General features: G+C 36.8%; 17 protein-coding genes, 1 tRNA gene and 1 pseudogene. 14 read left to right on the forward strand and 5 right to left on the reverse strand.

Translation table 11 applies throughout. The annotated features are described in order from the left end of the window. Positions 1-1,305, reverse strand: a pseudogene (locus ACGHIN_RS10710) (sensor histidine kinase); the annotation flags it as partial. 404 nt (positions 1,306-1,709) lie between these two features. Here ACGHIN_RS10710 and ACGHIN_RS10715 point away from each other — a divergent pair. The 7 genes from ACGHIN_RS10715 (at position 1,710) to ACGHIN_RS10745 (ending at position 10,164) form a co-directional block, all read left to right on the forward strand. Then, positions 1,710-3,245, forward strand: coding sequence for a toxin-antitoxin system YwqK family antitoxin (locus tag ACGHIN_RS10715; RefSeq protein WP_390453253.1), 1,536 nt, complete (start codon positions 1,710-1,712; stop codon positions 3,243-3,245). Between the two features lie 792 nt (positions 3,246-4,037). Continuing rightward, the gene (locus ACGHIN_RS10720; protein WP_390453255.1) at positions 4,038-4,958 is read left to right on the forward strand and encodes an acetoacetate decarboxylase (ADC); all 921 of its coding nucleotides are present in this window, start codon (positions 4,038-4,040) and stop codon (positions 4,956-4,958) included. A 24-nt stretch (positions 4,959-4,982) separates the two neighbouring features. Next, complete coding sequence (locus tag ACGHIN_RS10725; protein WP_390453257.1) at positions 4,983-6,344, forward strand: aldehyde dehydrogenase family protein; 1,362 nt, start codon at positions 4,983-4,985, stop codon at positions 6,342-6,344. Between the two features lie 86 nt (positions 6,345-6,430). Continuing rightward, the gene (locus tag ACGHIN_RS10730; protein ID WP_390453258.1) at positions 6,431-7,378 is read left to right on the forward strand and encodes an NAD-dependent epimerase/dehydratase family protein; all 948 of its coding nucleotides are present in this window, start codon (positions 6,431-6,433) and stop codon (positions 7,376-7,378) included. Between the two features lie 31 nt (positions 7,379-7,409). Further along, positions 7,410-8,321, forward strand: a complete 912-nt coding sequence (locus ACGHIN_RS10735) for a helix-turn-helix domain-containing protein (protein ID WP_390453260.1) — start codon at positions 7,410-7,412, stop codon at positions 8,319-8,321. Between the two features lie 117 nt (positions 8,322-8,438). Beyond that, positions 8,439-9,125, forward strand: coding sequence for a type 1 glutamine amidotransferase domain-containing protein (locus tag ACGHIN_RS10740; RefSeq protein ID WP_390453261.1), 687 nt, complete (start codon positions 8,439-8,441; stop codon positions 9,123-9,125). Between the two features lie 55 nt (positions 9,126-9,180). Next, on the forward strand, positions 9,181-10,164 hold the full coding sequence (locus tag ACGHIN_RS10745; protein ID WP_390453263.1) for an alpha/beta hydrolase: 984 nt from the start codon (positions 9,181-9,183) through the stop codon (positions 10,162-10,164). Between the two features lie 227 nt (positions 10,165-10,391). Here the strand turns inward: ACGHIN_RS10745 and ACGHIN_RS10750 are convergent. Then, a tRNA-Arg gene (locus tag ACGHIN_RS10750) sits at positions 10,392-10,468 on the reverse strand. A 45-nt stretch (positions 10,469-10,513) separates the two neighbouring features. On the opposite strand from ACGHIN_RS10750, the gene ACGHIN_RS10755 reads away from it, so the two are divergent. The 3 genes from ACGHIN_RS10755 to ACGHIN_RS10765 are packed head-to-tail and all read left to right on the forward strand — an operon-like array spanning position 10,514 to position 14,294. Then, positions 10,514-11,560 (forward strand): ABC transporter substrate-binding protein, encoded by a 1,047-nt coding sequence (locus ACGHIN_RS10755; protein WP_390453264.1) that lies wholly within the window; start codon positions 10,514-10,516, stop codon positions 11,558-11,560. A 42-nt stretch (positions 11,561-11,602) separates the two neighbouring features. Beyond that, complete coding sequence (mtgA, locus tag ACGHIN_RS10760; protein ID WP_390453266.1) at positions 11,603-12,247, forward strand: monofunctional biosynthetic peptidoglycan transglycosylase; 645 nt, start codon at positions 11,603-11,605, stop codon at positions 12,245-12,247. Between the two features lie 13 nt (positions 12,248-12,260). Beyond that, positions 12,261-14,294 (forward strand): recombinase, encoded by a 2,034-nt coding sequence (locus tag ACGHIN_RS10765; RefSeq protein WP_390453267.1) that lies wholly within the window; start codon positions 12,261-12,263, stop codon positions 14,292-14,294. Here ACGHIN_RS10765 and ACGHIN_RS10770 read toward each other — a convergent pair. The 3 genes from ACGHIN_RS10770 to ACGHIN_RS10780 are packed head-to-tail and all read right to left on the reverse strand — an operon-like array spanning position 14,272 to position 16,403. After that, complete coding sequence (locus ACGHIN_RS10770; RefSeq protein WP_390453269.1) at positions 14,272-14,568, reverse strand: hypothetical protein; 297 nt, start codon at positions 14,566-14,568, stop codon at positions 14,272-14,274. The genes ACGHIN_RS10765 and ACGHIN_RS10770 overlap by 23 nt on opposite strands. Beyond that, positions 14,565-15,644 (reverse strand): DNA replication/repair protein RecF, encoded by a 1,080-nt coding sequence (gene recF / locus ACGHIN_RS10775; protein WP_390453271.1) that lies wholly within the window; start codon positions 15,642-15,644, stop codon positions 14,565-14,567. Before recF ends, ACGHIN_RS10770 begins: the two co-directional genes overlap by 4 nt. A 3-nt stretch (positions 15,645-15,647) precedes the next feature. Continuing rightward, positions 15,648-16,403 carry a UbiA prenyltransferase family protein gene (locus ACGHIN_RS10780; protein WP_390453272.1) on the reverse strand — a complete coding sequence of 252 codons (756 nt, stop codon included), beginning with the start codon at positions 16,401-16,403 and terminating at the stop codon, positions 15,648-15,650. Between the two features lie 18 nt (positions 16,404-16,421). Between ACGHIN_RS10780 and ACGHIN_RS10785 the strand changes: the two genes are divergently transcribed. The 4 genes from ACGHIN_RS10785 (at position 16,422) to ACGHIN_RS10800 (ending at position 24,055) form a co-directional block, all read left to right on the forward strand. Next, entirely contained in the window at positions 16,422-22,271 is a 5,850-nt protein-coding gene (locus tag ACGHIN_RS10785; RefSeq protein WP_390453274.1) for an alpha-2-macroglobulin family protein, read from the forward strand. A 188-nt stretch (positions 22,272-22,459) separates the two neighbouring features. Beyond that, complete coding sequence (locus ACGHIN_RS10790; protein WP_390453276.1) at positions 22,460-22,945, forward strand: ecotin; 486 nt, start codon at positions 22,460-22,462, stop codon at positions 22,943-22,945. Positions 22,946-23,115: 170 nt separating this feature from the next. Then, entirely contained in the window at positions 23,116-23,571 is a 456-nt protein-coding gene (locus ACGHIN_RS10795) for a DUF1569 domain-containing protein (protein WP_390453278.1), read from the forward strand. A 13-nt stretch (positions 23,572-23,584) separates the two neighbouring features. Continuing rightward, complete coding sequence (locus tag ACGHIN_RS10800; RefSeq protein ID WP_390453280.1) at positions 23,585-24,055, forward strand: hypothetical protein; 471 nt, start codon at positions 23,585-23,587, stop codon at positions 24,053-24,055. Positions 24,056-24,061: the final 6 nt, after the last annotated feature.

Genomic DNA, 24,061 nt, shown 5'->3' on the forward strand with positions numbered 1-24,061 from the left:
CAATTGCTGAGCCTGTTGTAGACTTTGCCAGCTCATTTCCTTAAGCTGCTGTTCCTGCTTTTGAGATGCTAACTGTAAGCGGAGTAATTGCTGCTTTTGCTTTTCCCTTTCATATTGAACCTCCAGTTTTTTACCCAGGGCTGCATTTTTTTGATCATAAATGTCTTTAAAAGTTTCTATATATTTTTTTTGATAAAATATGGCGTCTTTAAAGTTATTTTCATTTTGAAAGAGTTGGGAAAGATTTTCAAAAATTGACAGCTTAATCTGCGGATCGGTAACATCATCATATTCTGATTCCGAAAGTGCTGTTATCAGATGTTTTTTCGCTTCTTCATTATTTCCATTCTGTAAAGCTATTTCAGCCAGGAGGCCGTTTGCGGAGGCTACATGGTTGTGATTTTCTGTAGCAATAGCCTGGTTTTTAGCTAAATTGGCATAATACAGCGCTTTATCTTTGTAGGATTCAGGAAAATAATTTAAATACAAATTAGCCAGATTTATGGCCACAAAAGAAAGATTGGAAGGAATCGGCATACGTGACTTATTAGCCTTATAAGTATCCACCGCTTTGATGTAGTATGATTCTGCATTGCGGATAAAGTTTTTATTATCAGTAGATTCAAAACGTTTTTCATACATATATCCCATGGCCATATAAGCTTCAAATAAATTCATCGGATCGTTTTGCCGCAAAGCAATGTCCAATGATAACTTGCTGTATTTTTCCTGTAGCTCATATTCATTCCAATCCGCATAAATACTGTTGAGCTCACGGTATACGGATGCTTTCCTGTTATTTAAACTTTCAGAATGGGCCGCTTTTTCATAGAACGATAAGGCTTTTAAAAAATAACGAACTGCTTCGGCTTCTTTATTATTACGGGCATAGATCCAGCCCAGTCCATAGGCTACATACCCTTTGGTTTCCTGATCTTTTGTTTTTAATTCGTAGAATTGGGCAAGTCTGGAAGCATTTTCACAGCCTTTAATATTGCCCAACAGTCTGTAATTGATGGCCGCAATAGTATACAAATAAGCAGCATATTTTCCGTCCGTTTCTTTCTTGGCGTAAGCAATGTTTTCATTTAAAATGGCAAAAGCTTTATTCTCATGTTTATTAGAGAAAAGGGCTTGTGCGTACTTTCCGGTTATCAGCATTCGCTGGGTGCTTCCCGGTTTGTATTTTTTGTATTGCTGTTCCAGGCTGTTGGCGAGTTGCTGAGCCGATGCACCAGGACCTGCTAAGACAAGGCATAGAAAGATAATGGTAAAACGAAAAAAAGAAAAAAAATTAATCAACATTTTTTAGGCGATAAAAGCAGGCAAATTTATTACTTTGCGATTTCTCCCGGGTTATATTTCGTATTCAATTTTAAATAATGTGACAATATATACCGCCAAGATGAGCTTCTCCAAAAATCGTTATTCTCATTAGATTTTTCAATCCCTGGTTTCAGCCAAATTGCATTTCTCCTTCAATCAGCAAAATTAGCTGAAATCAGGGATTTTCTAAAAGAGCGGTTTTCCTCAAATTTGCCTCATATATTTCTTTAAAAAACACAAATGACGAAGAAATATATAATACAAGAAATACCAATAATTAAATTGTATGAAGTGCATGAAAAGAATCTAAGCATGAAAGCGCACTAAAACAACACAGATAAGCCTTTCTTAATGGCCTTTTCGTAAACCTAAACTTTAAAAACATGAAAAAATTATTTACATCAGCGATTCTCGCCCTGATCATAAGTATTCACGCGGGTGCACAGGAAAAAATCTATTTTGATGAAAATTGGGAAAAAACAACCCAGAGCAAAATGGAATATTATCGTGAAACAGAGAACAAAGGAAAACTCACATTAATCAGAGACTTTTATAAAAACGGAACGCTTCAAATGGAAGGTCTCGCTTCAGATGCTACGCCGGGCAGTGAGATTTTTGAAGGTAAGGTTACATGGTACAATCCTGAAGGCAAAGTATTGACGATGGGAACATTCTCCGGAGGCAATCAGGTTGGACCGGCTAAGACCTTTGATGAACAGGGAAGAGTTTTAGAGGATCTGGTTTATAAATCGGACGGCACTTTTACAGGAAAAACTTACAACTATAAGGATCCGGAAGAAATGTCTTATAATAACACGGTTACCACCCATGAAACTCCCGATATTTTTAAATCGGTGATTTATGACGAAGATATAAAAGGGATACGCTATGAAATTGTAGTTGACAACACCAAAGGGTCATATGAAACTAAATTTTATGGTGAAAAAGGAAAATATCTTGGAGCAAACAGTTCCGGCAGTTCAGACCATATAACAGTAGAATATTATCAGAATCCGATGAAGGTTGCCAGAATTGAAAAGCAAAATAAAGACGGAATAGTGGCAGAAAGTATAATTTACTCCAAAAAAGGCGGAATTCTGCAGGAAGAAAAGAAAAACAAAAAAGACGGCTACAAAAGAACCTATGACGAAACGGGCAAGCAAATAGGCAACCTTACCTACACTTATGATAAAGACACTGATTTTTACAAGCCGATAGACGGTGAAGATTATCAATTCAATTATGATTTTTCTGGTTTTAGCGCTATTAATACTTATAAAAATGGATATGCAGTTTTGAAGAAGTATTTTGATGAAGATGGGAATTTATCTTCCGAACAGGTATTAAAAGATGAAATGACCCAGGAGATCAGATATTACTATCCGGATGGAAAACCCAAAGGAGCAGTGACTTATAAAGATGATATGCCATATAATGGGACGCTTTACGAGGGGCTTATTGAACAGCATTATAAAGACGGTGTTCTGGCGCATTCCAAATCTTTCAGGGAGGATGAAAAATTAAAGACAGAAACAAAGATCAATGCAGACCAGACTATATATAATTCTACTGTTTATGATGAAAATGGAGCTGTTGCATATACCTATAGCCAACCAGTAGACCAGGCAAGTGGTTTCACGGCACAGATTGTACAGTATGCTAAAGGAAAAGCTGTCAATAAAGCAGTTGTAAAAGAGGGCGTTCTTCAAAGCGGAAAAATTAAATATAAATCTGAACATGGTATAAAGGAACTTGAGCGCAGCGGAAAATGGGTGCTGATAAAACTTTTTAGTCCTGAAGGAAAATTAATTCAGGAATCTAAAGTCCTTGCAGAAGTAGGAGAACAAGACCCTTACGGCACATTAAATACGATTATTACGGAGGATGATCTTCAGTACGAATTTGATGAATCTGAATAAATGAATCACAGATTTTAGCTAGCCGGTGAGCTTTAGTTGACAGAATAAAAAAACACAAAAAATAATCTGTCATACATAGACCAGCCAACCGCAGGAAAGTATTTCACCAAATCAGATTAAATAAAGGACATTATAGTTTTTATCCTAAAACATGGTCCAAATTCAATTTCCTGCGATTTGGGTGGTGTATTTAAACACTTAAATTGGCATTGATTATATTGTACAAAAGAACAATTGAACAGATCGAAGAGCTCTTGTATGAAATAGGTAAATAAATCTATTAATAGCTGTTAGCTGTTATGAAACGAATATAAACAAAAAACTCACAATTATTTGTGAGTTTTTTTGTGAACCTCCTGGTACAAAACTCGAACCTTTTGTTATCAGATTTAAGGAGATTTTCTTCAATTAGGAGAGCATCCAATCATATTTAAAGCCCCATTCTAGATTGGAGTTGATTTATTCCGAATTTCAGCTTAGCATATAAAAAGAAATGTGCTTTTGATTCTTTGTATTTTCTTTTTTCCGAACCTTTCGAGTTGAGTCCATACTTGTTAAAGAAAAACAGAGATTCTGTTACAACTTACCCTAATCTAGTTACTCCTGTTGTGTTCATAGTTCGGAACTTTGTCATAGAAAATAAAAAGTATGAACATTTTTAAAATATTGACAACAGCAGGGCTGGTTGGAATTTATTCACAAGTAATAGCAGGCACCTTTGGGAGCGATGCTGCATACCAAAAATATTTTGATTCAAATACGATAATTGTAAACCAAAAAAATCAAATCATTATGGACACTATCAAACCTGAACAGACAATAATTGATCTTGCAGGCCATCAGGTTCCTGTGCTAAAGGGTGGACTTTATGATCGTTTCCGTTCAAATCCACCATTATCTGTTATTGAAAAAGAAAGACCGGAGATCGATCTCAGCTGGTTTAAAACTATCCAGAAAGAAAAAAAGGACGTTGGATTTACAACTTATTCTCCGAATTTTTATTACAGCAACAGCAGTATCACGGCAATCTATACCGCCGATATGAAAACTTTGAAAAAGCTGATTCCGGAAGAAGTTCGTGATATTGTAAAACCGATTTCAATTACCCCGGGACGAGGACTGATTGCCATAACAGCTTATGCCTATCATTATTGTGATAATGATTCATATAATGAGTTATCGATTTCTATTGTTACGACCAAACCCGATGCGGGAAACTGGGGCGTCTTTTCTTTGCTCCGGGAAGTAAAAAACAAAAGCCTGTGGGGATATGTTTTAAAACTTCCTGTAGATACAGAGCTGGCTAGAGTCCGGGGAGTAGTTGGTTACAACCTACCGAAATGGTTGATCCCAATTGATTATAGTGACAAAGGAGATTCTATGATCTTTACTTTTTATGATGGATCAGGTAAACCGGATTTTTCGATGGAAGGAAAGAAATTAGATATAGAGACCATAGAACCTGAAATCGTTCGTTCCAATTTTATCAACCTGGATAAAAGCAGAAAATTAACCCATGGCTATACTGATGTGCGAGCGCTGAAAAAAGCCAGTAGTAAAAATAAAGAAGACATTGAACTTAAGCTTACCGATGGTCCATTATCTGCATTCATCAAATCATTGGATTTAGGGAAATTAATGCGCTATGATTATCAACCTGAATTTCAGGCCGCATTATACACTCCTGAACCAACTGATAACACAAAGAAATAGGTTTAAAATTAAAAGGCAATTACCATGGATTTTGCAAGAATATTTCAGTCACAAAAAGAGTTTTTTAATTCACACCAAACAAAAAACATTGCATTTCGTAAGGAAAACCTCTTAAAGCTAAAGAATCTTTTGAAAGCAAAGGAAGATCAACTTTATGAAGCGATCTATAAAGATTTTCGTAAGGGAAAATTTGATACCTTTCTTACAGAACTCAATCTGGTGTATAATGAAATAGATTTTTTCCTGAAAAACTTAAACAAGCTGAGTAAACCTAAAAAAGTCAAAACAGCACTCAGTTTACAGCCCGGAAAGAGTTATATCCATTATGACCCCTTAGGCGTTACACTAGTCATTGGGGCATGGAATTATCCTTATCAGCTGACTTTAAGCCCTATGGTGAGTGCCATTGCAGCCGGAAACACGTGCATCATAAAACCCAGCGAACTTCCGGAAAATACAATGCATGTGTTAGCGGATGTTATCAATGAGAATTTCCCTTCAAACTACCTACATGTCATAAAAGGAGGCATTCTGGAAACAACAGAACTTTTGAAGCTTCGGTTTGATAAAATATTTTTCACAGGAAGTCCAAAAGTGGGACAGATTGTTTACGAGGCCGCAGCAAAAAATCTGGTTCCTGTTACGTTAGAGCTTGGTGGAAAATCACCCGCCATAGTAACTAAAAGTGCAGACCTTGAAGTTGCTGCCAAAAGGCTGGTCTGGGGAAAATTCCTAAATGGAGGACAAACCTGTATTGCGCCCGATTATCTATTGGTAGAAGAATCCGTAAAACCCAAATTTCTTAGTTTGATCAAAGAAAAACTCCAGGAAATTAATTATTCTGATGGTGCGGAGCATTATACCAGTATAATCAATAAACGTAATTTTGATCGTATCCTTGGCCTAGTTGATCATTCAAAAGTGGTTTATGGAGGGAAATTTAATGCTGATTCTCTTTACATTGAACCTACCATCATGGATAATGTAACCTGGGAAGATCCGGTAATGCAGGAAGAAATATTTGGTCCTGTTTTACCTGTTATATCCTACAGCCATTATGATGATGTTCTTCATAAAATTATAGAAGGTGAAAAACCATTGGCTGCTTATTTATTTAGTCATAATGGAGAAGAAAAAGATAAGCTTTTAAAACTCGTTTCTTTTGGTGGTGGATGCATCAATGACACACTGATGCACATTACCAGTGATTATCTCCCTTTTGGAGGTATCGGGAATTCCGGAATTGGAAACTACCACGGTGAGTTCGGCTTTCTTACATTCTCCCACCAGAAATCAGTCATTGAAAAAACAACCTGGGGTGAACCGGACTGGAAATACCCTCCTTATACAGATAAAAAAATGCATTGGCTGAAAAAGGTAATGTAACAGAGATTATGTTACAACTTTCGTTAATTCAGATACTCTGCTTTTAGGATGATTACTGAACTTTGTAATTTAAAACAGCAAAAGATATGCAAACGATATTAGGAGCTAACGGCCAGATTGGCGAAGAGCTCGCAAGAGAACTTAAAAGAAATTTTACTTCATCTATACGAATTGTCAGCAGGGATGCGAAAAAAGTAAATGATACGGACGAGGTTTTTTCTGCGGATCTATCCATTCGTGAAAAAGCAATTGAAGCTATAAAAGGCAGTGAAATTGCCTATTTCACATTGGGCCTTCCGATCAGTTCTGATCTCTGGGAGAAACAGTTTCCGCTGATCCTTCGTAATGTAATTGAAGCCTGTAAGATCAACCATACAAAACTCGTGTTTTTTGACAACACTTATATGTATCCTCAAGATGATCGCATATTGACAGAAGAAACTGCATTTTCACCCGTAGGAAGAAAAGGAAGAGTCAGAAGAAAAATGGCTGAAATGGTGTTGAAGGAAATTGAATCCGGTGAACTTGAAGCGGTGATCTGCCGTGCCCCGGAATTTTACGGTCCCGGCAAAACGCAGAGTATTACCAATACCTTGATTTTTAACAATATAAAAGAAGGTAAAAAGCTGAAGGTTCCCTTGAGCGCAAATGAAAAAAGAAGCCTGATCTGGACTCCTGATGCAAGCCGAGCTACTGCTTTGATTGGGAATACCCCTGACGCATTTGGTCAGACATGGCATCTGCCGGTAGATAAGAGCCATCCTACCTATAAAGAGTTTATCCGAATGGCATCGGGAATTTACAGCAGAGACTTAAAATATTCTGTTGTCCCAAAATTGATGTTCAAAATAGGCTCATTTTTCAACAAAAGTGTAAAGGAATTACTGGAGCTTCTTCCCAGGTATGAACATGACAATATATTTGACGATTCAAAATTCAGAAAGAAATTTCCGGATTTTCAGGTCACATCATATAAGCAGGGAATCAGTATCATTAAAGATGAACAGCTTTCAGGAAACAAAATAATTAAGTAAATTAGTCATGTATAAATCTGAAAATCAGCATATGAAAACTCCGGAAAAAGTATCATCAATAAGTACACTTCATCAGTTCTTGGGGTTAAAGAAACCCGCTAATCCGCTGATCAGTGTATTTAATTTTGATGATGTTAAACTGGAACCGGAGACTATACTTAGTGCGATAACTACCGATTTTTATGTTATTGCTTTAAAAAAAGACTGTGCAGGCGGAAAATGCAGATATGGCCAGCAATATTATGATTTTGATGAAGGTGTTATGTACTTTATTGCCCCACATCAGGTTCTACAGTTTGATGATATACTGCTTAATAAAGTAAGAGGGTTTGTCCTGGTGGTACATCCGGATTTCCTCCATGGTTATGGTCTGGCATCCGACATTAAAGAATACGGTTATTTTTCCTATACAGCTAATGAAGCTTTGCATCTTTCTGAAAAAGAAGAGAAAACCATTTTTGATATCATAGCGAATGTTGAACAGGAAATTGATATCAACATGGATTCCTTTACACAAGATCTACTTGTTTCTAACCTTGATCTCCTGTTAAAATATTGTGACCGTTATTACAACCGCCAATTTTTGACCAGAAAGAAAGTGAATAGTGACCTTCTTTCCAAGTTGGAGCTATTATTGGATGATTATTTCAAAAATGATAAGTTAGCCATTAACGGTATCCCCTCAGTTCACTTCATTGCTGATCAATTACACTTAAGTGCAAATTATTTGAGCGATATGTTAAGAGTGCAAACAGGACAGACCACGCAGCAGCATATCCAGAACAGGTTGATCGAAAAAGCAAAAGAGTTTCTCTCTACTACTTCAATGTCAGTCTCTGAAATTGCCTATCAGCTGGGATTTGAACATCCGCAATCATTTCATCGTCTTTTTAAAAGCCGAACATCACTTTCTCCAATGGAATTCAGATCATCATTAAATTAATCATGTCGCTTTTAACATAAAAGTTGAAATACAGAGATTCGGTTACTAATTCCTGTAATTAAGCTACTTCCAAATCATCCAATATTGCGAATTTTATGGTAGTCAAATAAGTGATCCATGAAAAAGCTTTTATTAATAGTTACCAATGTCGATAAATATGCAAGCGGTCTGCCAACTGGATTATGGCTCAGTGAGCTGACCCATATTTACCATAAGGCCAAGGAGAAAAAATGGAATATAACAATAGCGAGTCCAAAGGGCGGTCATGTACCTATTGATCCTGAAAGTCTGAAACCGCTTGTTCTTGATAAAATATCAAAAGAATATTATGAAGATCCATTATTTATGGAAGAACTGAACCATTCAAAAAATCTCAATGAAGTAAGTAATGAATCTTTTGATTGTGTATATCTTGCCGGAGGACATGCTACCATGTATGATTTTCCAGAAGATGAAAATATTAAAGAAATCATCAGCCAACAATACGAACACGGGAAAATGGTCGCTGCAATCTGTCATGGAGTAGGTGGATTGCTAAATGTGAGGCTTAGCAATGGTGAGTATATGATTGAAAATAAATCAATGACCGGATTTGACTGGTTTGAGGAAACTATTGCCAGAAGAAAACGGGAAGTACCGTTCAATCTTGAAGCTGCCATTAAAGAGCGGGGTGCCAATTTAAAAAAAGCTTTTATCCCTATGACCTCCAATGTAGTTGTTGATGGAAATTTGATAACGGGCCAAAATCCGTTCAGCTCAAAAGAAATGGCAAAAGTAGTTGTTGAGCAGCTGGAAAAAATATAAATTTTGATAACCTAATAAGGTTATTACTCATACATTAATCATTAAAATTTCAATTATGGCAAACAACATTAAAGCTGAAAACGATCCACAAATACTTTCAGGGATTAGAGAATTTTTGAAGGGTTTGAATAATAGTGGTGGCAAACCATTGGAAACACTAACTCCACAGGAAGCCAGGCAGGTTTTGGTTGATGCACAAAATTCTGTTGAAGTAGATTATTCAGGAATTATTGAAGAAGAAAGAGAGATTACCCAGGATGGGATCACGGTCAATATTCATATCATAAAACCTGCTAATGCCTCTACTGAAAACCTTCCGGTATTTATGTTTACACATGGTGGTGGATGGGTATTGGGTGATTACCCAACCCATAGACGATTGGTACGTGATTTAGTGGTCCATAGCGGAGCGGCAGCTGTTTTTACCGATTACACCCCCTCGCCGGAAGCGCAGTACCCTGTAGCGATTAATCAAATTTATGCAGCTACTAAATGGGTCTCAGAAAATGGAACTGAAATTGGCGTCGATGGCAAAAATATGGCAGCTGCCGGAAACAGTGTCGGGGGAAATATGACGGCGGTTCTTTGTCTGATGGCTAAAGATAAAGGTGGCCCGGAAATAAAATTTCAGTTATTACTGTGGCCTGTTACTGATGCGGATTTTACGCGTGAATCCTGGCAAAAATATGCGGAAGAACGATTCCTTACAGCTCCGTTAATGAAATGGATGTGGAATAATTATCTTCCTGATACCGAAAAACGTAAGGAATATTATGCTACCCCATTCAATGCACCCTTAGAAAAACTTAAAGGCCTTCCTCCAGCACTGGTTCAGTTGGCTGAAAACGATATCCTATTCGATGAAGGCTTGGCATATGCAAGAAAGTTAGATGAAGCGGGTGTTCCGACTACTATCGAGACCTATAATGGATTTATTCATGATTATAGCTTGTTGAATCCTCTTGATCATATTGAAGCGGTGAAGTTTTCCTCTCAGCAAGGTGCGCTCGCACTTAAAAAAGCTTTGTTTAAAAAATAGTTACTTAAGCTTTCAGTAAGAAAAAATTGGCTTTATTACATCTTAAAGGTGGATGATTTTAGAATATCCATCTTTTTGTTTTATATTATATTAATATTTGAATTTCACATAAATGTATTTGTTTTATGGAATAGAATAAAATAAATAAAATTGCAAAAATACCGGTAAGCCCAGTGTTATAAAGAAAAATGACGCCATTAGGCACTATTTGACCTATAATGGCGTCATGGTGAGCGCAGGAGGAGTCGAACCCCCAACCTTCAGAGCCGTAATCTGACGCTCTATCCAATTGAGCTATGCACCCTGTTTTAGGTTTGCAAATATAGCACTTTTTTACTTTCTTTGAAAGATGAAATCAAGAATTTTACTATTATTTACCTTTTTAGTCTTAATCTCCTGTAAAAGAGAACAAAAAATATCATCATCAGATTGGACTTTAATTTCCACACGACTGCAATACAAAGAAGAAAGGGGGGCTCTGCAACTGAAATCAGGGAATTTCACGTATGATTTTAAATCAGATCAGGTTCCTTTCAAAAAAATTATCCTTCTCAATGCAAGTATGGCGGGCTATATTACCGAATTGGGTGCAGAAAATCTGATTGCCGGAGTTTCAAGTCCGGAATATATCTATTCTGATAAAATTCAGAATTTACTAAAGCAGGGTAAAATTCAGAATGTAGGAAATGAGCAGAAATATGAGGTGGAAAAAATTATCTCCCTGAAACCCGATGCCGTTTTTACCAATTATGTTGCCAGCTTCGACAATACCTACCAGTTATTGAAAAACAATGGGATCAAAGTGATTTTCCTGGACGAATATATGGAGCAGAATCCTCTTGAAAGAACAGCCTATATCCGACTTTTTGGAAAGTTATTGGGAAAAAATAAGGAAGCGGAAACAAAGTATGACGAAGTTGAAAAGAATTATAAAGAGTTGAAGCAGTTGGCTTTAAAGGCCAAAGCCAGACCTGTTGTACTGGCCAATATCATGTATGGAGATATATGGTATCTTCCGGGGGGTAGAACCACTACAGCCCACTATATTTCAGATGCCAATGCCGAATATATTCTGAAAAACAATACTGAAGAAAAAGCCATGACCATGAATTTTGAAGAAGTGTACGCTAAATCTGCAGGAGTACAATATTGGGTAAATGCAGGAAACCATGTTTCCAAAAAAGAAATGTTGAGCATGAATCCGCTTTACAGTAAGCTGGATGTTTTCAATAACGGGAAAATATATGTGATCACCGGAAGGGAAATTCAAAAAGCCAATGATTTCTTTGAAAGCGGAGTAGTGAGATCAGATCTTATTCTTAAAGATTATATTAAGATTTTCCATCCGGAATTACTGCCCGATTACCAGCTGACTTACATGAAAGAATTGCAATAACTCAGAGGATTTGTTTATTTTTGCAGTGCCTATTAAAAAGTTATGTGGAAAAAAATCAAGCAAATTCTGTTGATCGTTCTGATACTGAATGTCGTATTTATCATCTGGGGAAGATTCTTCAATCCGCCCATCACGATTACACAGATCGGAGGCCTTTTCAAATACGGAAAATTACACCGTGATTATATTTCCTATGACGAAATGGGAGATAATGTGAAAAAAGCAGTCATTGCTTCCGAAGATCAGAAATTTTTCATTCACGACGGGTTCGATTATACCGCCATTGAAAAAGCGATGAAGCATAACGAAAAAGGCAAAAAAATCCGTGGCGGAAGTACCATTTCCCAGCAGACCGCCAAAAATGTTTTCCTTTGGCAGGGCAGAAGCTGGTTCCGTAAAGGTCTGGAAGCCGTTTATACCTTCATCATAGAAAAAATCTGGGGGAAAGATATCATCCTTGAAAGATATCTGAATTCCATTGAAATGGGGCAGGGCGTCTTCGGAGTGGAAGCAGCAGCTCAATATTATTTCGGAAAATCTTCCAATAATCTTTCCCGTTCAGAAGCAGCCTGGATTGCCGCTGTATTGCCCAATCCTAAAAAATATGATCCTAAAAACCCATCGGCTTACTTAAACAGAAAACACAACTGGATCATGAGACAAATGAGGAATGTAAGTTTGAAATAGTATCTTTGTACCAATGAAATTTCTAAATTCCGGTACAAAAGACTATCAGGCTGTTCTTAAAAAATACTTTTCTTTTAAGAACGAAACCCTTTCTTTAGAACCGTTTGCCGAATTTTTGGAGGCTGTAAAGAGAACTGATTTTACAGATGTTCTTAATTTCTTCAAAAGCAATCCGGTTTTTCAGGAACATTTTAAGTATTATATCCATAATATTTTTAATGGAAAACCTTTCAATTTGTCTTTAACGGAGGCCAATATCCTTTCAGAAAACGCCTTTATTCCCGAACTTAAAAAAAGAATTCTTAATACGGTTTTACCTCCTGTGGAAAATGAAAACACAGTCTGGTATATGATTGATAATGTCAGTCTTCGGCCTAAAAAAGATCTGAAATTCCTTCATAATCTTCCTGAAAACGAAATCGACGAATTCTTAAGAATGCTCGATGCTGCTGATTTCATCAAAGAAACCAGGGTGAAAAAAGAAATGCTGTTTGCCATGAACATTCTCTCCTGGCGGGTTACAGGAATGGCTATGGAAGTGGAAGTTGTGAGGATGGCTCCGGAATACAGAAACTTTGATAATCCTTTCATAGCCCTGCAAAATGAACTGGAGGCGCTCACAGAGGAGCTGGAAAATGATCCCGATCTTCAGCTACACTCTAAAGATAGCCGATATAAGCAGATTAAGATCTATATCGAGCAATGTCTGGAATTCGTTAATATAGCATTTAAAAATTCATCCCAATATGGGATTTCAGGGAAGATTAATCAATCGCTTCTCAAAATCCAGCAACAGATCCAAAGGATTTATGACATTGTAAATCTTTTGGTGATTGATCGTGAAGAGGATTTGATGATTAATTCCAAGCAGTTGATTTTTAATGTGCTGAGCTATAAATCGCATAAAAATAACATTTCAGAGCTCGTTAATGACAGTACAAGACTGATTTCCCATCTCATCACCAATCATACGGCTGAAACAGGAACGCATTACATCACCTCTACGAGAAAAGAATATCTGAAAATGTTCTATAAAGCAAGTGGTGGAGGAATCATTGTTGGAGCATTATGTGTATTGAAGATGCTTTACGGATATGTTCCGGGGAGTGACTTTTCTCACGCGTTTATGTATTCCATGAACTATGCAATGGGATTTATCATGATTTACCTGATGGGATTCACGCTGGCGACAAAACAGCCCGCCATGACGGCAGCGACAATGACTAAAGTATTGTCCGAAGGTGAAAATAATATAAGAAATAATACAGAATTTGCCCACCTTGTTTCAAAACTTTTCAGAAGCCAGTTTATTGCCTTTGTCGGAAACGTATTGCTTTCTTTTCCGGTCGCATTGGCGATCATTTACGGACTCGATGTTTTTTTCTCACAAAATCTTGCGGTAGACAAAGCGGATAAGCTGCTTAAAGATCTTGATCCTTTCAGATCTAAAGCAATTCTGCATGCCAGTATTGCCGGATTTTATTTATTTATTTCCGGGATTATTTCCGGAAACATAGGAAACAATTCAGTGTTCTATCAAATTCCTGAAAGAATAGCCAAAAACCTTTCCATCAGAAAGTTTTTCGGAATCAGATTTGCCAAAGGTCTCTCAAAATACTATGCTAAGAACTGGCCTGGAATTGTGTCCAACTTCTGGTTTGGGGTTTTTCTGGGTGCTACCGCTCCCGTAGGTCTGTTTTTGGGACTTGACCTGGATATTCGTCATATCACCTTTGCGGCAGGAAACTTTGCATTGGGATTGTATGGGAAAGACTTTACGGTAGATGCTTATACCTTCTGGTTATCTTTTATTACGGTTTTTGTAATCGGTTTTTTCAATTTTTTAGTCAGTTTTACCCTGTCAATGTTCTTGGCATTCAGATCAAGAAAGCTGAACTTTGGACAGGTAAGTGAGATTTATAAAGAAATTTTCAGGTATTTCATTAAACATCCTCTGAAGTTCTTCCTTCCGATTCGTTCAAGATTGGATAAAAAGGCAGATGATTTGATGAATAGTACGTTACCTACAAAATCTGAAGATCAATAAACTTCTCAATGCCGAATTTGTCCTGGAATTTTTTCAGATAAAAGCTTTTGCGCATTTTAAAATCGTTTTTTAGCAAAGGAGAGCCAATGCTAATAAAGATTATCTTATTTTGGATATTAACGCTTTTAATCTCGTTAAAAAGACTTTCATCAAGATACTCTTCCAGAAAATCTTTAATTTCGAAGGCCACAAGCTTATCTTCAAAGCCATAGATTTTGGCAAAAGACTTCACCAATTCTGAGGATTGATATTCGCGTTTTTTCTTCTGTTTCATATCTCAAAAATGATGCTTTCTTCATTGATTTTCTTCACCACACTCTCCGTACGCTCTTTATGTGTGTCTGTAATAAAGATCTGTCCGAAATTTTCCTGATTCACCAGTTCGATCAGTTGGGAAACCCTGTAGTCGTCGAGCTTATCAAAAATATCATCTAATAAAAGAATAGGCGTTTTTCCGGTTAATTCTTTTACCAGGCTCATCTGAGCGAGCTTCAGGGAAATCAGAAATGATTTCTGCTGTCCTTGGGAACCCACTTTCTTGATTAAAATATGATCCATTTCAAAAAGCAGATCATCTTTATGAATTCCTTTGGAAGTGTAAGTCAGCATTCGGTCTCTCTCCAAGCTTTCCATCAATAAATTTCCAAAAGAATTTTCAAGCAAATGCGATTCATAGATCACGGAAACCGTTTCTTTTCCGCCTGAAATAATATGATAAAAGTTTTGTACAATCGGATTAAGCTGAGTGACAAAATCCTTTCTTTTTTCAAAAATTTTAGTCCCAAATTTAATAATAGGGTCGTCATAAATTTCTAAAGAATCTTTATCAAAGACACGGTTTTTGGCAAAATATTTTAATAAGGCATTTCTTTGCTGGATTGTTTTTTGGTATTGGATCAGGTCAAAAAGGTATTCAGAGTCAGTTTGGGAAATCATGGAATCCAGAAACTTTCTCCGGCTTTCTCCAGAATCGGAAATCAGATTGGAGTCATAAGGAGAGATCATCACACTCGGCAGATAACCGATATGATCCGCTATCCTGTCATAGTTCTTATCATTTTTTTTAATGATCTTCTTTGCTTCTTTGGGTTGAGAAATTTTGATGATGTCTTCGCTTTCTTCATTCAGAATTTCAGCATCAATGGTGAAGAAATCTTCATCTTTCTTGATGTTATTAAAATCGGTATTTCCTAAAAAGCTTTTTCCAACAGATAAGTAGTGCAGTGCATCCAGAATATTCGTCTTTCCGGCACCGTTATTCCCCACAAAACAATTGATCTGCGGAGAAAACTCAAACTTTTTCTCAGAGTGGTTCTTGAAATTGTACAGGGAAAGCTTCTTGATAATCATTCGTCAAAAATACTTCATTATTCCTAAAAATAAAAAAGGAAGTGCGGAACAGCTTTCAACTCCGAAAGAAAAATAAGCATCATCCCTTTCATTTTCGGAGAAATAAATGAGGATATAAGTAACGATACTGGTTAGAAAAAAAGCAAGAGCATAATCATATTTCAGGTAAAAAATGGCCAGGATATTACTGATAAAAACAAGAATATAAGCAATGTGTTTTGTATTCTGAATACCGATCATCCGGGGAAAAGTCTGTACTGTATCCTTTTTCATATCCCGGATGTCAAAAGGAAGAACCAAAGCGGTGATGAAAAAAAAGCTGATGAAAAAAATAGGAAGATTGAATTGAGGCAGAGTAAGCCAGGAATTGACCAGTCCCCAAACTAGTCCTACATAGAATACTTTTAATAAAGGAATTTTCCGGATATAAACATCAAGGAAAAAGCTATTATAGAGAAGTCCCAAGACGACAATAATAAACCATTTGATCAGCCGGATTTCATTATGATTGTAAATAATCAGCAGCGCACAGGTTAATCCGGCAACCACATTAAGGATAAAAATTTTGAAAAAATGCTTCGTGTGCTGATACTTTGTATAGAGATAACCGCTGAAATAAGTGATCAAAATCAAAAATACCGTAGGGAAACGGAACGTGTTTTGCTCTTCCATGAAAAAAACTGAAAAAAGAGTTCCCATTACAGAGACATAAAGTTGGCTGTCTATAACGGATTTTTTCAGTATTTTTAAAAAGTTCATTGATCAAAAATAACATTTATGAAAAGATTTTCCAAGATTTTTATCCTTTTACTGTTCCTACTGGGTTTTTCTGCTGTTTTCGGGCAGAAGTATTATGACGATCAGTGGAAAAAAATAACAGAGAATAGTAAAAAAGGAGCGTATAAATCTAACCTTCCCCTTGTTTTAGACATACAAAACCATGCCATGAAAGACAATAATTCACTTCAGCTCATCCGTTCTCTGAAAGCAGAATTCAGTATTGTGAACCGGACTTCGGATGATGATCAGAATGATTCGGCTTCAAAATTCTTCGGTAAGCTTCAAAATGTGGAAAAACAATTGAAGGGAGAAGAAAAGTTAGCATATAGTGCACTACTGAACAGCTTTTTCATGGATTATTATCAGCAGAACTCCTGGAGAATCAATGGAAGAACTAATCTGAATTCACAGGATCTTTCACAGATTGAAACCTGGAGCAAGCTCGATTTTAAAAATTACCTGTCTAAAAGCTTCAAAGAACTTGATCAGCAGAAACAGGAAATGAAAAAGATTCCTTTAAAGAAATATGAAGACGTTTTTTCCAATACAAAAGATATAGAATATTTCCCGACTTTATGGGAATGGTACTCGTTGAAAAAGATCAGCTTCCTTTCAGATAACCAATTATTCACAAAAAATGAACTGACAGAAAACAGGAATGAGATCAACACGACCTTTGATGAACTGATTGCTCAGAACAATGGGAATTCCAAGCTGTATTTTATGCATCAGAAATTGCAGGAGAGCTGTAGTTTCAACCAATGCAAAGATAGATTGGAACAGCTGCAGAATCTTGAGAAATCTAATGTAGAGGGGGATTATAAAGTGGTGATCATAGAAGAGATTATGAACGAGCTGATTGTAAAGAAAAAGGAAAAAGAAGCTTTGGCACTGGCTGCACAAACAAAAAGCCAGTATCCCAAATCCCCTTTCATCGAAAACATCAAAAATAAAGAAAGCCAGATTACGAATCCGACCCTTAATATCAGATACGAACAGCAAACCCAAAGTAATCTGCCGATACATCTGGTAGCTGAATATAAGAATACTTCTCAATTTTCTCTGAATATTTATGAGGTAAAAGATGATATTGCTTCATTTTTACAATATATACAGAATTCTTACAGAGAAACTTATACCAAGATCAAAAAGAACCTTATAAGAAAAGAAGAATTCCAATTGCCTGATCCTAAAGATTACCAGGTTCATAAGACTTCTTTGGAAATGAAACCACTTCCGTCGGGAATTTATCTTGCTGAATATACCGTTGGAACAGAAAAGAATGAAGATATTACCAGCCAGAATTTTTATTTCCTGGTTTCCAATAACAAGGTTATTTATCAGATCAAATCAGACAGAAAACCTCTTTCCAATGAATTAAAACTGGTCAACAGTGAAAACGGAAAGCCTGTTGCCAATGGAAATCTTATTTTTCACGAATTCGTCAATGGTCGGTCCATCAATAAAGTCAATGGTAAAACAGATGCTAAAGGCGTTTTTAAATTCCCGCAAACAGCTAATAAAACTTATTACAGAACTTTCCTGATCCAACAGTCTGAAACCAATGATTTCCAGATCATGCAGATGTATGGCGACAATGATTATGAGAACCACGATCCGAATAAGCAATCCCGAACAAAAGCTCAGGTTTTTACGGACAGAGCAATTTACAGACCCGGCCAAACCGTTTATTTTAAAGTCATCAATACCAAAATAGATAAAGAGATTGAATCCGTGGTGTCCGGGGTACAACAGAAAATTACTTTATTAGATGCGAATAGTGAAGAGGTATCTTCTCAAAGTTTTACGACTAATGAATTCGGTTCTTATCATGGAAGCTTCACCCTTCCGAAAGGAAAGCTGAACGGAGTATATTATTTGAGAACAGATGGAACAGAACAGGGGTATAAAGACATCAGAGTCGAAGAATACAAAAGGCCGAAATTTGAAGTCACTTTTGAACCCGTAAAAGAGGAATACAAATACGGACAGGTCATTGAATTAAAAGGGAAAGCCATGATGTTTTCCGGAGTTGCATTAAGCAATACAACGGTACACTATGAAATCAAAAAACGTAATATCCGTTGGAGATATTTCTGGTGGTACCCTCAGGAAAATGATAATGAAAATTCCATTCTTGGTGAGGCAAAAACCAATGATAAAGGAGAATTTGTGATCCGTCTGGATCTTAAAAAAGATGAAAAGCTTGACGGGATCCAGATTGATAATTATGAAATTAATGCTTCAGTAACGGATATCAACGGTGAAACCCAATCTGCGGATACTCAGTTAAAAGTGGCATCGGTTTCTCATTATATTAAAGCAGAAGAAATCAAAAATGTATTTGCCGAGGACAATGTAAAACTGAAAGTTGAAACCAAAAACTATAACGAGCAAAACCTGAAAAAATCCTACCAGGTTAAATTATCCAAACTGGAAACGCCAAACAGGATTTTCAGAGAGAACTTCCAATCTGCAGTTCAGGACCTGCCGAAATTTTCAAAAGATGAGTTCATCAGTAAGTTTCCACATGACCGGTTTGATAAAAACGATGAGTTGAAAAATTGGAAAGCTTCATCTGTTATTCTGAACGGAGAGAAGCGAAGTGAAGAGACTCTGGATCTTGGAAAGCTGGAAGCGGGAGATTATCAGCTGGAATTATATAACATAGAAGGAAAAGACACGATAAAATCTTCTCAAACCTTTAGTGTTTGGGATAAAAAAGCTTTAAAACCTGTTCAGAAAACATTCTTAACAGTATTGGAGCCTAAAGAAGAGTTTTCAAGAGGCGGAAAAGCTAAAGTATTTGTGTATTCTGGCATTCCGGGGGCTTTGGTAAATGTTTTTGTGCAGGATGGTTCCGGAAAAACCATTTCAGAAGTACATCCGTTCAAAAACGGAATATTGGAATATACCGTGGATGTTCCTAAAGATAAAGCGGTAGAATATCTGAACCTTCAATTTCAATTGGTGGCATATAATGATGTTCAGACACAATCTGTTAATCTAAAAATTAAAGATGCAGAAAAACCATTGAAAATTGAAACCGTGACTTTCCGGGATAAGCTGGAACCAAATTCTAAGGAAAAATGGTCGGTAAAAATCTCTGGAAACGACAAAGAGAAAATCAATGCCGAAGTGTTGGCCAATATGTATGATATGTCTTTGGATCAGTTTGCCGTGAATACTTTTGACTGGCAGAAGCTGTATGCTCCTTATTCGATCATTACCTCGTATGACATTAGAGAATATCTGGCGCAGAAATATTACCAGAAAAGACAGCGGTATTACCCTAGAAAATATCTTGAAGTACCTTATTTTAATTGGTTTGATGGGAATATTTTGAATCAGGCTTTAGTAGGAAATGCAGCTGGCATACAGGTTGAATCCATGCCTGCACCTGTGGCTGAAAAAAGTGTTGATAGTGTAGTGATAAGAGGCTATGCTACAGCCAAAGCAAAGAAAGTAGCTGCAGAAGATGTAAACGACGCAGCAAGTGATAAAGAAGAATCTCAGGAGGCTTTAGAAAAAGTTCCCGTTCGTCAGAACCTGAATGAAACCGCATTCTTCTATCCCGATCTGAAAACAGATGCTGAAGGAAATGTGAATTTTGAATTTACTTCTCCGGAAGCGTTAACGAAATGGAAGCTGATGTTCCTTGCGCACACAAAAGACGCAAGAGCCGCTACCTTGGAAAAAGAGGTAGTAACCCAGAAAGAATTTTCCGTTACCCCGAATTATCCAAGATTCCTGAGAGAAGGTGACGAGCTGAATTTACAATCAAAACTGTCCAATTTAAGCAGTAAAAAGCTTAACGGTTCAGCGAATTTACAAATCCTGGATGCCTTTACGAATGAAGATATTTCCTCAAAGTTCGGGATCAATGCCGGAACTCAGAATTTTGATTTGAATGAAAACGGGAATACAGCTTTAACATGGAAACTGAAAGTTCCGAATAATGTTTCCTCCATTATCATCAAAGTGGTTGCTAAAGCCGGAACTTTCTCTGATGGTGAACAACAGGCCATTGCCGTATTACCCAACAGGATGCTGGTTACGGATGCCGTTCCTGTATTCGTAAAAGAAGGAGAAACTAAGACGTTTGTATTGGATAACCTTGCTAATGCCAATTCATCAACCATTTCGAATGTTGCCAATACATTAGAGCTTACTACCAATCCGATCTGGGAGATCATGTTTGCCCTTCCAAGCTTGAAAAATGACCAGAACAACTCAGCGGATGTGATGTTCAATAAATGGTTTGCAAACGTTCTGGCTTCGGAAATATTCAAAGCCAATCCAAAAATGAAAACGGTTTTTGAAGAATACCAAAGCAAAGGATTATTGAATTCCAATCTTGAGAAAAATCAGGAATTGAAACAATTGTTACTGGAAGAAACACCTTGGGTACTGGAAAGTAAGAATGAAGAAGAGCAGATGCAGAAACTGGCAAGGCTTTTTGATGCCAATACAATGAGAAATTCAATCAATCAGGATTGGGATGATTTTGTTAAGCTTCAGAATCCGGACGGAGGTTTCTCGTGGTATTCCGGATATCCAAGCTCTTATGGAGTATCGTTGTATATTCTTAAAAATCTTGGGAAAATCAATACTTGGTTAAAAGATAATGTGAAAGACTATCAGACTTCGGCTCAGAATGAAATGATAGGAAAGCTTATTAAATACGTGGATAATGAAATCGATAAATATTGGGATGTGAAGAAAGAAAATGTTTGGAATAACTGGACATTGGAATATCTTGACACCCGAAATTATTGGGAAAAACAATATCCGTTGAAAGGAAAAGGAGCAACCCTGAAATCTTTGGTAAAACAAAAAGCAAAAGGAGCAAAATTAACTGATTTCACATTCTTCGGATTGCACCGCGCCGCTTTGCTGATGAGTGATTATGGATTGAAAGAAACCTCTGATAAACTGATGAACTACTTGAAAGAAACTTCTACAGATACCAAAACCCAGGGAGTGTACTGGAAGCAGAACTTTAATGACTGGGGCTGGTTCAGCTCAAAAGTGGTGAATCATGCAGGAGCTTTGGAAGCCTTCAATAAATTGAAACCCAACGATCAGAAATTCATTGAAGAGATGAAGATCTGGCTGATTACCCAGAAAGAAGTGAATTCATGGGGAAGTTCAAGAGGAACTTCGGAAGTGATCTTCACGATCTTAAATTCAGGAAAATCATGGACGAGTGCAGAAAGTGATAAAGCAGCAATTGTTTGGGGTGGAAAAGAATTAAAACCACAGACTCAGGCAACGGGTTACGTAAAATCCGCTGTAAAAACTGATGTACTAGATAAAAATTTAGCCACGGTTACGGTTACAAAACCAGGCCCAGGAATCGTTCAGGGTGGATTGTTCTGGCAATATTATGAAGATCTGGATAAAATAAAATCATCAGAAAATTATATCTCCATTACCAAAGAACTGTACAAAAAAGTAAAAACAGTAAACGGAGAAGAATTGCAAAAGATTTCACCGCAGACCCCTTTAAAAATCGGAGATAAAGTAACCGTAAGAATGATCCTGAACACCGACCGTCCTATGGAGTTTATTCACATTAAAGATATGCGTGCTGCCGGATTTGAGCCTGTAGATGTGCTGTCTGGTTACCAATGGAAAAACAATTTGGGGTATTATCAGTCTACAAAAGATGCTTCAACCAATTTCTATATAGAATATATGCCGAAAGGAAAATATGTATTCGAATATGACTTTGTAGCGAATGCAGCCGGAAAATTCTCCAACGGAATTACTACGATGCAGAATTATTATGCACCGCAGATGAATGCTCATACCAAAGGAAACAATGTGACAATTTCGGAGTAAATCTAAAATATGCCATGAAAAACTGCAGTAAGATTACTGCAGTTTTTTATGATGTATAAATGGTTAGCAATATTCATCCTCAAACTTAAATTTTTATAATAAAAGATAATCTAATTAATTAAACAAATGTTTAGTTTGGAATGATTTTTGGCTATAGGGAAGTAGTGAAATTTTTAAAACAAAACAAAATGAAATTTTCAAAAACGGTAATTACAGGATTAGTAATGTTGATGGGTGTCAATGCATTTGCCCAAAAGAAAGGAGAAAAATTTGAAAAGTTACAGATTGAGATGTTCCCAAAAGCAAAGGAAGGATACAAACAAGTTTATATTCAGCTTCCGGTGGCTAAGAACGAAAACGATTTAAAAGTTGAATTTTTTGTAGGAGCTGAGAAAATGTTGGACTGTAATAAACACTTTTTAATGGGAGAGGTAAAAACCCAGGACCTGCAGGGATGGGGATATACTTATTATGACGTGGAATCCAAAGGAGAAACAGGGGGAACCCTGATGGCTTGTCCGGACCAGAAGCTGACGAAAAAATTTGTAACGCTTCAGCCGCAGGTAGTAAGATACAACAGTAAATTACCTTTGGTTTTCTATGTTCCTAAAGACCTGGAAGTACGATACAGGGTTTTACGTCCTGATACTATGAAAAAAGCAGTTCAGAAGTAATTTGAATGATCATAAGAAACCCGCCTCGCTAATTTGCGAGGCGGGTTTCTTTGTATTGATGCCGAAACTCACCCCGCATCTCGCTCCACAGGGTTTTCACGGTTTTTTCAAAAGAATATAAATTGATTCAAAAAAACTGATATATTTGTTCTTTAACAAACGAACAAAGTATGGAAAACGTATTTGACGCAAAAGATGCACAGAATTACATTGATAGAATCAATAAGCTTGCTCCGGATACTCACGGTCTGTGGGGAAAAATGACGGTTGATCAGATGTTGGCTCACTGTAACGTTTCTTATGAAATGGTGTATGAGCCGGAAAAACACAAAAAACCGGGTTCTATTGCCAAATTTATCCTTAAAACCTTTGTGAAACCCAAGGTGGTAGGAGATAAAGCGTACTCGAAAGATAATCCTACGGCACCACAGTTTATTATTGTAGGCAGAAAAGACTTTGATGAGGAAAAGAAAAGACTCATCGGCTTTATTCAGAAAACACAGCAATTGGGAGCTTCCGCATTTGATGGTAAAGAATCCTTCTCATTTGGGAAACTGAACGCTCAGGAGTGGAATAATATGTTTGCCAAACACCTGAACCATCATTTAGCACAATTTGGAGTTTAATATCAAAAAAAACATGAAAAAACTTTTATTATTTCTCATTCTTGTTTCCAACTTCGCTCTGGCTCAAATGCCGAACATTTCCAATGTATGGCGGAATAACAGTAAGCCTTATACGGGAACCATAGGAGATCGTAACCAGGAGATCAAACTAAAGATTAATATTTCTGAACAAAACAAAAAAAATGATCAGGAATATTTTGTTTCCGGATATTCACTCGTAGATACTTCATATGCAAAATTTGAAGGTAAATTTATCATTACCAAATATAAAGATACCAAAAATAAAGGGATTGTATTTGGGGAATATGAACTAGCGGAAGAAAGCAAGGGGAAGCATTCGGGTATCTTCAAAGGAAAATTCATTTATACCTTTAAATGGAATAAAAAAACCGAGAAAATTGAAGCCCAGTATATAGAGCTCATCGGAAACTGGAAAAGCTATGATGGGACACTGGATTTTAAGACTCGATTGAAAAATCAATAAAAACTA

Source organism: Chryseobacterium barbadense (genome assembly GCF_042849955.1).
Classification (GTDB): domain Bacteria; phylum Bacteroidota; class Bacteroidia; order Flavobacteriales; family Weeksellaceae; genus Chryseobacterium.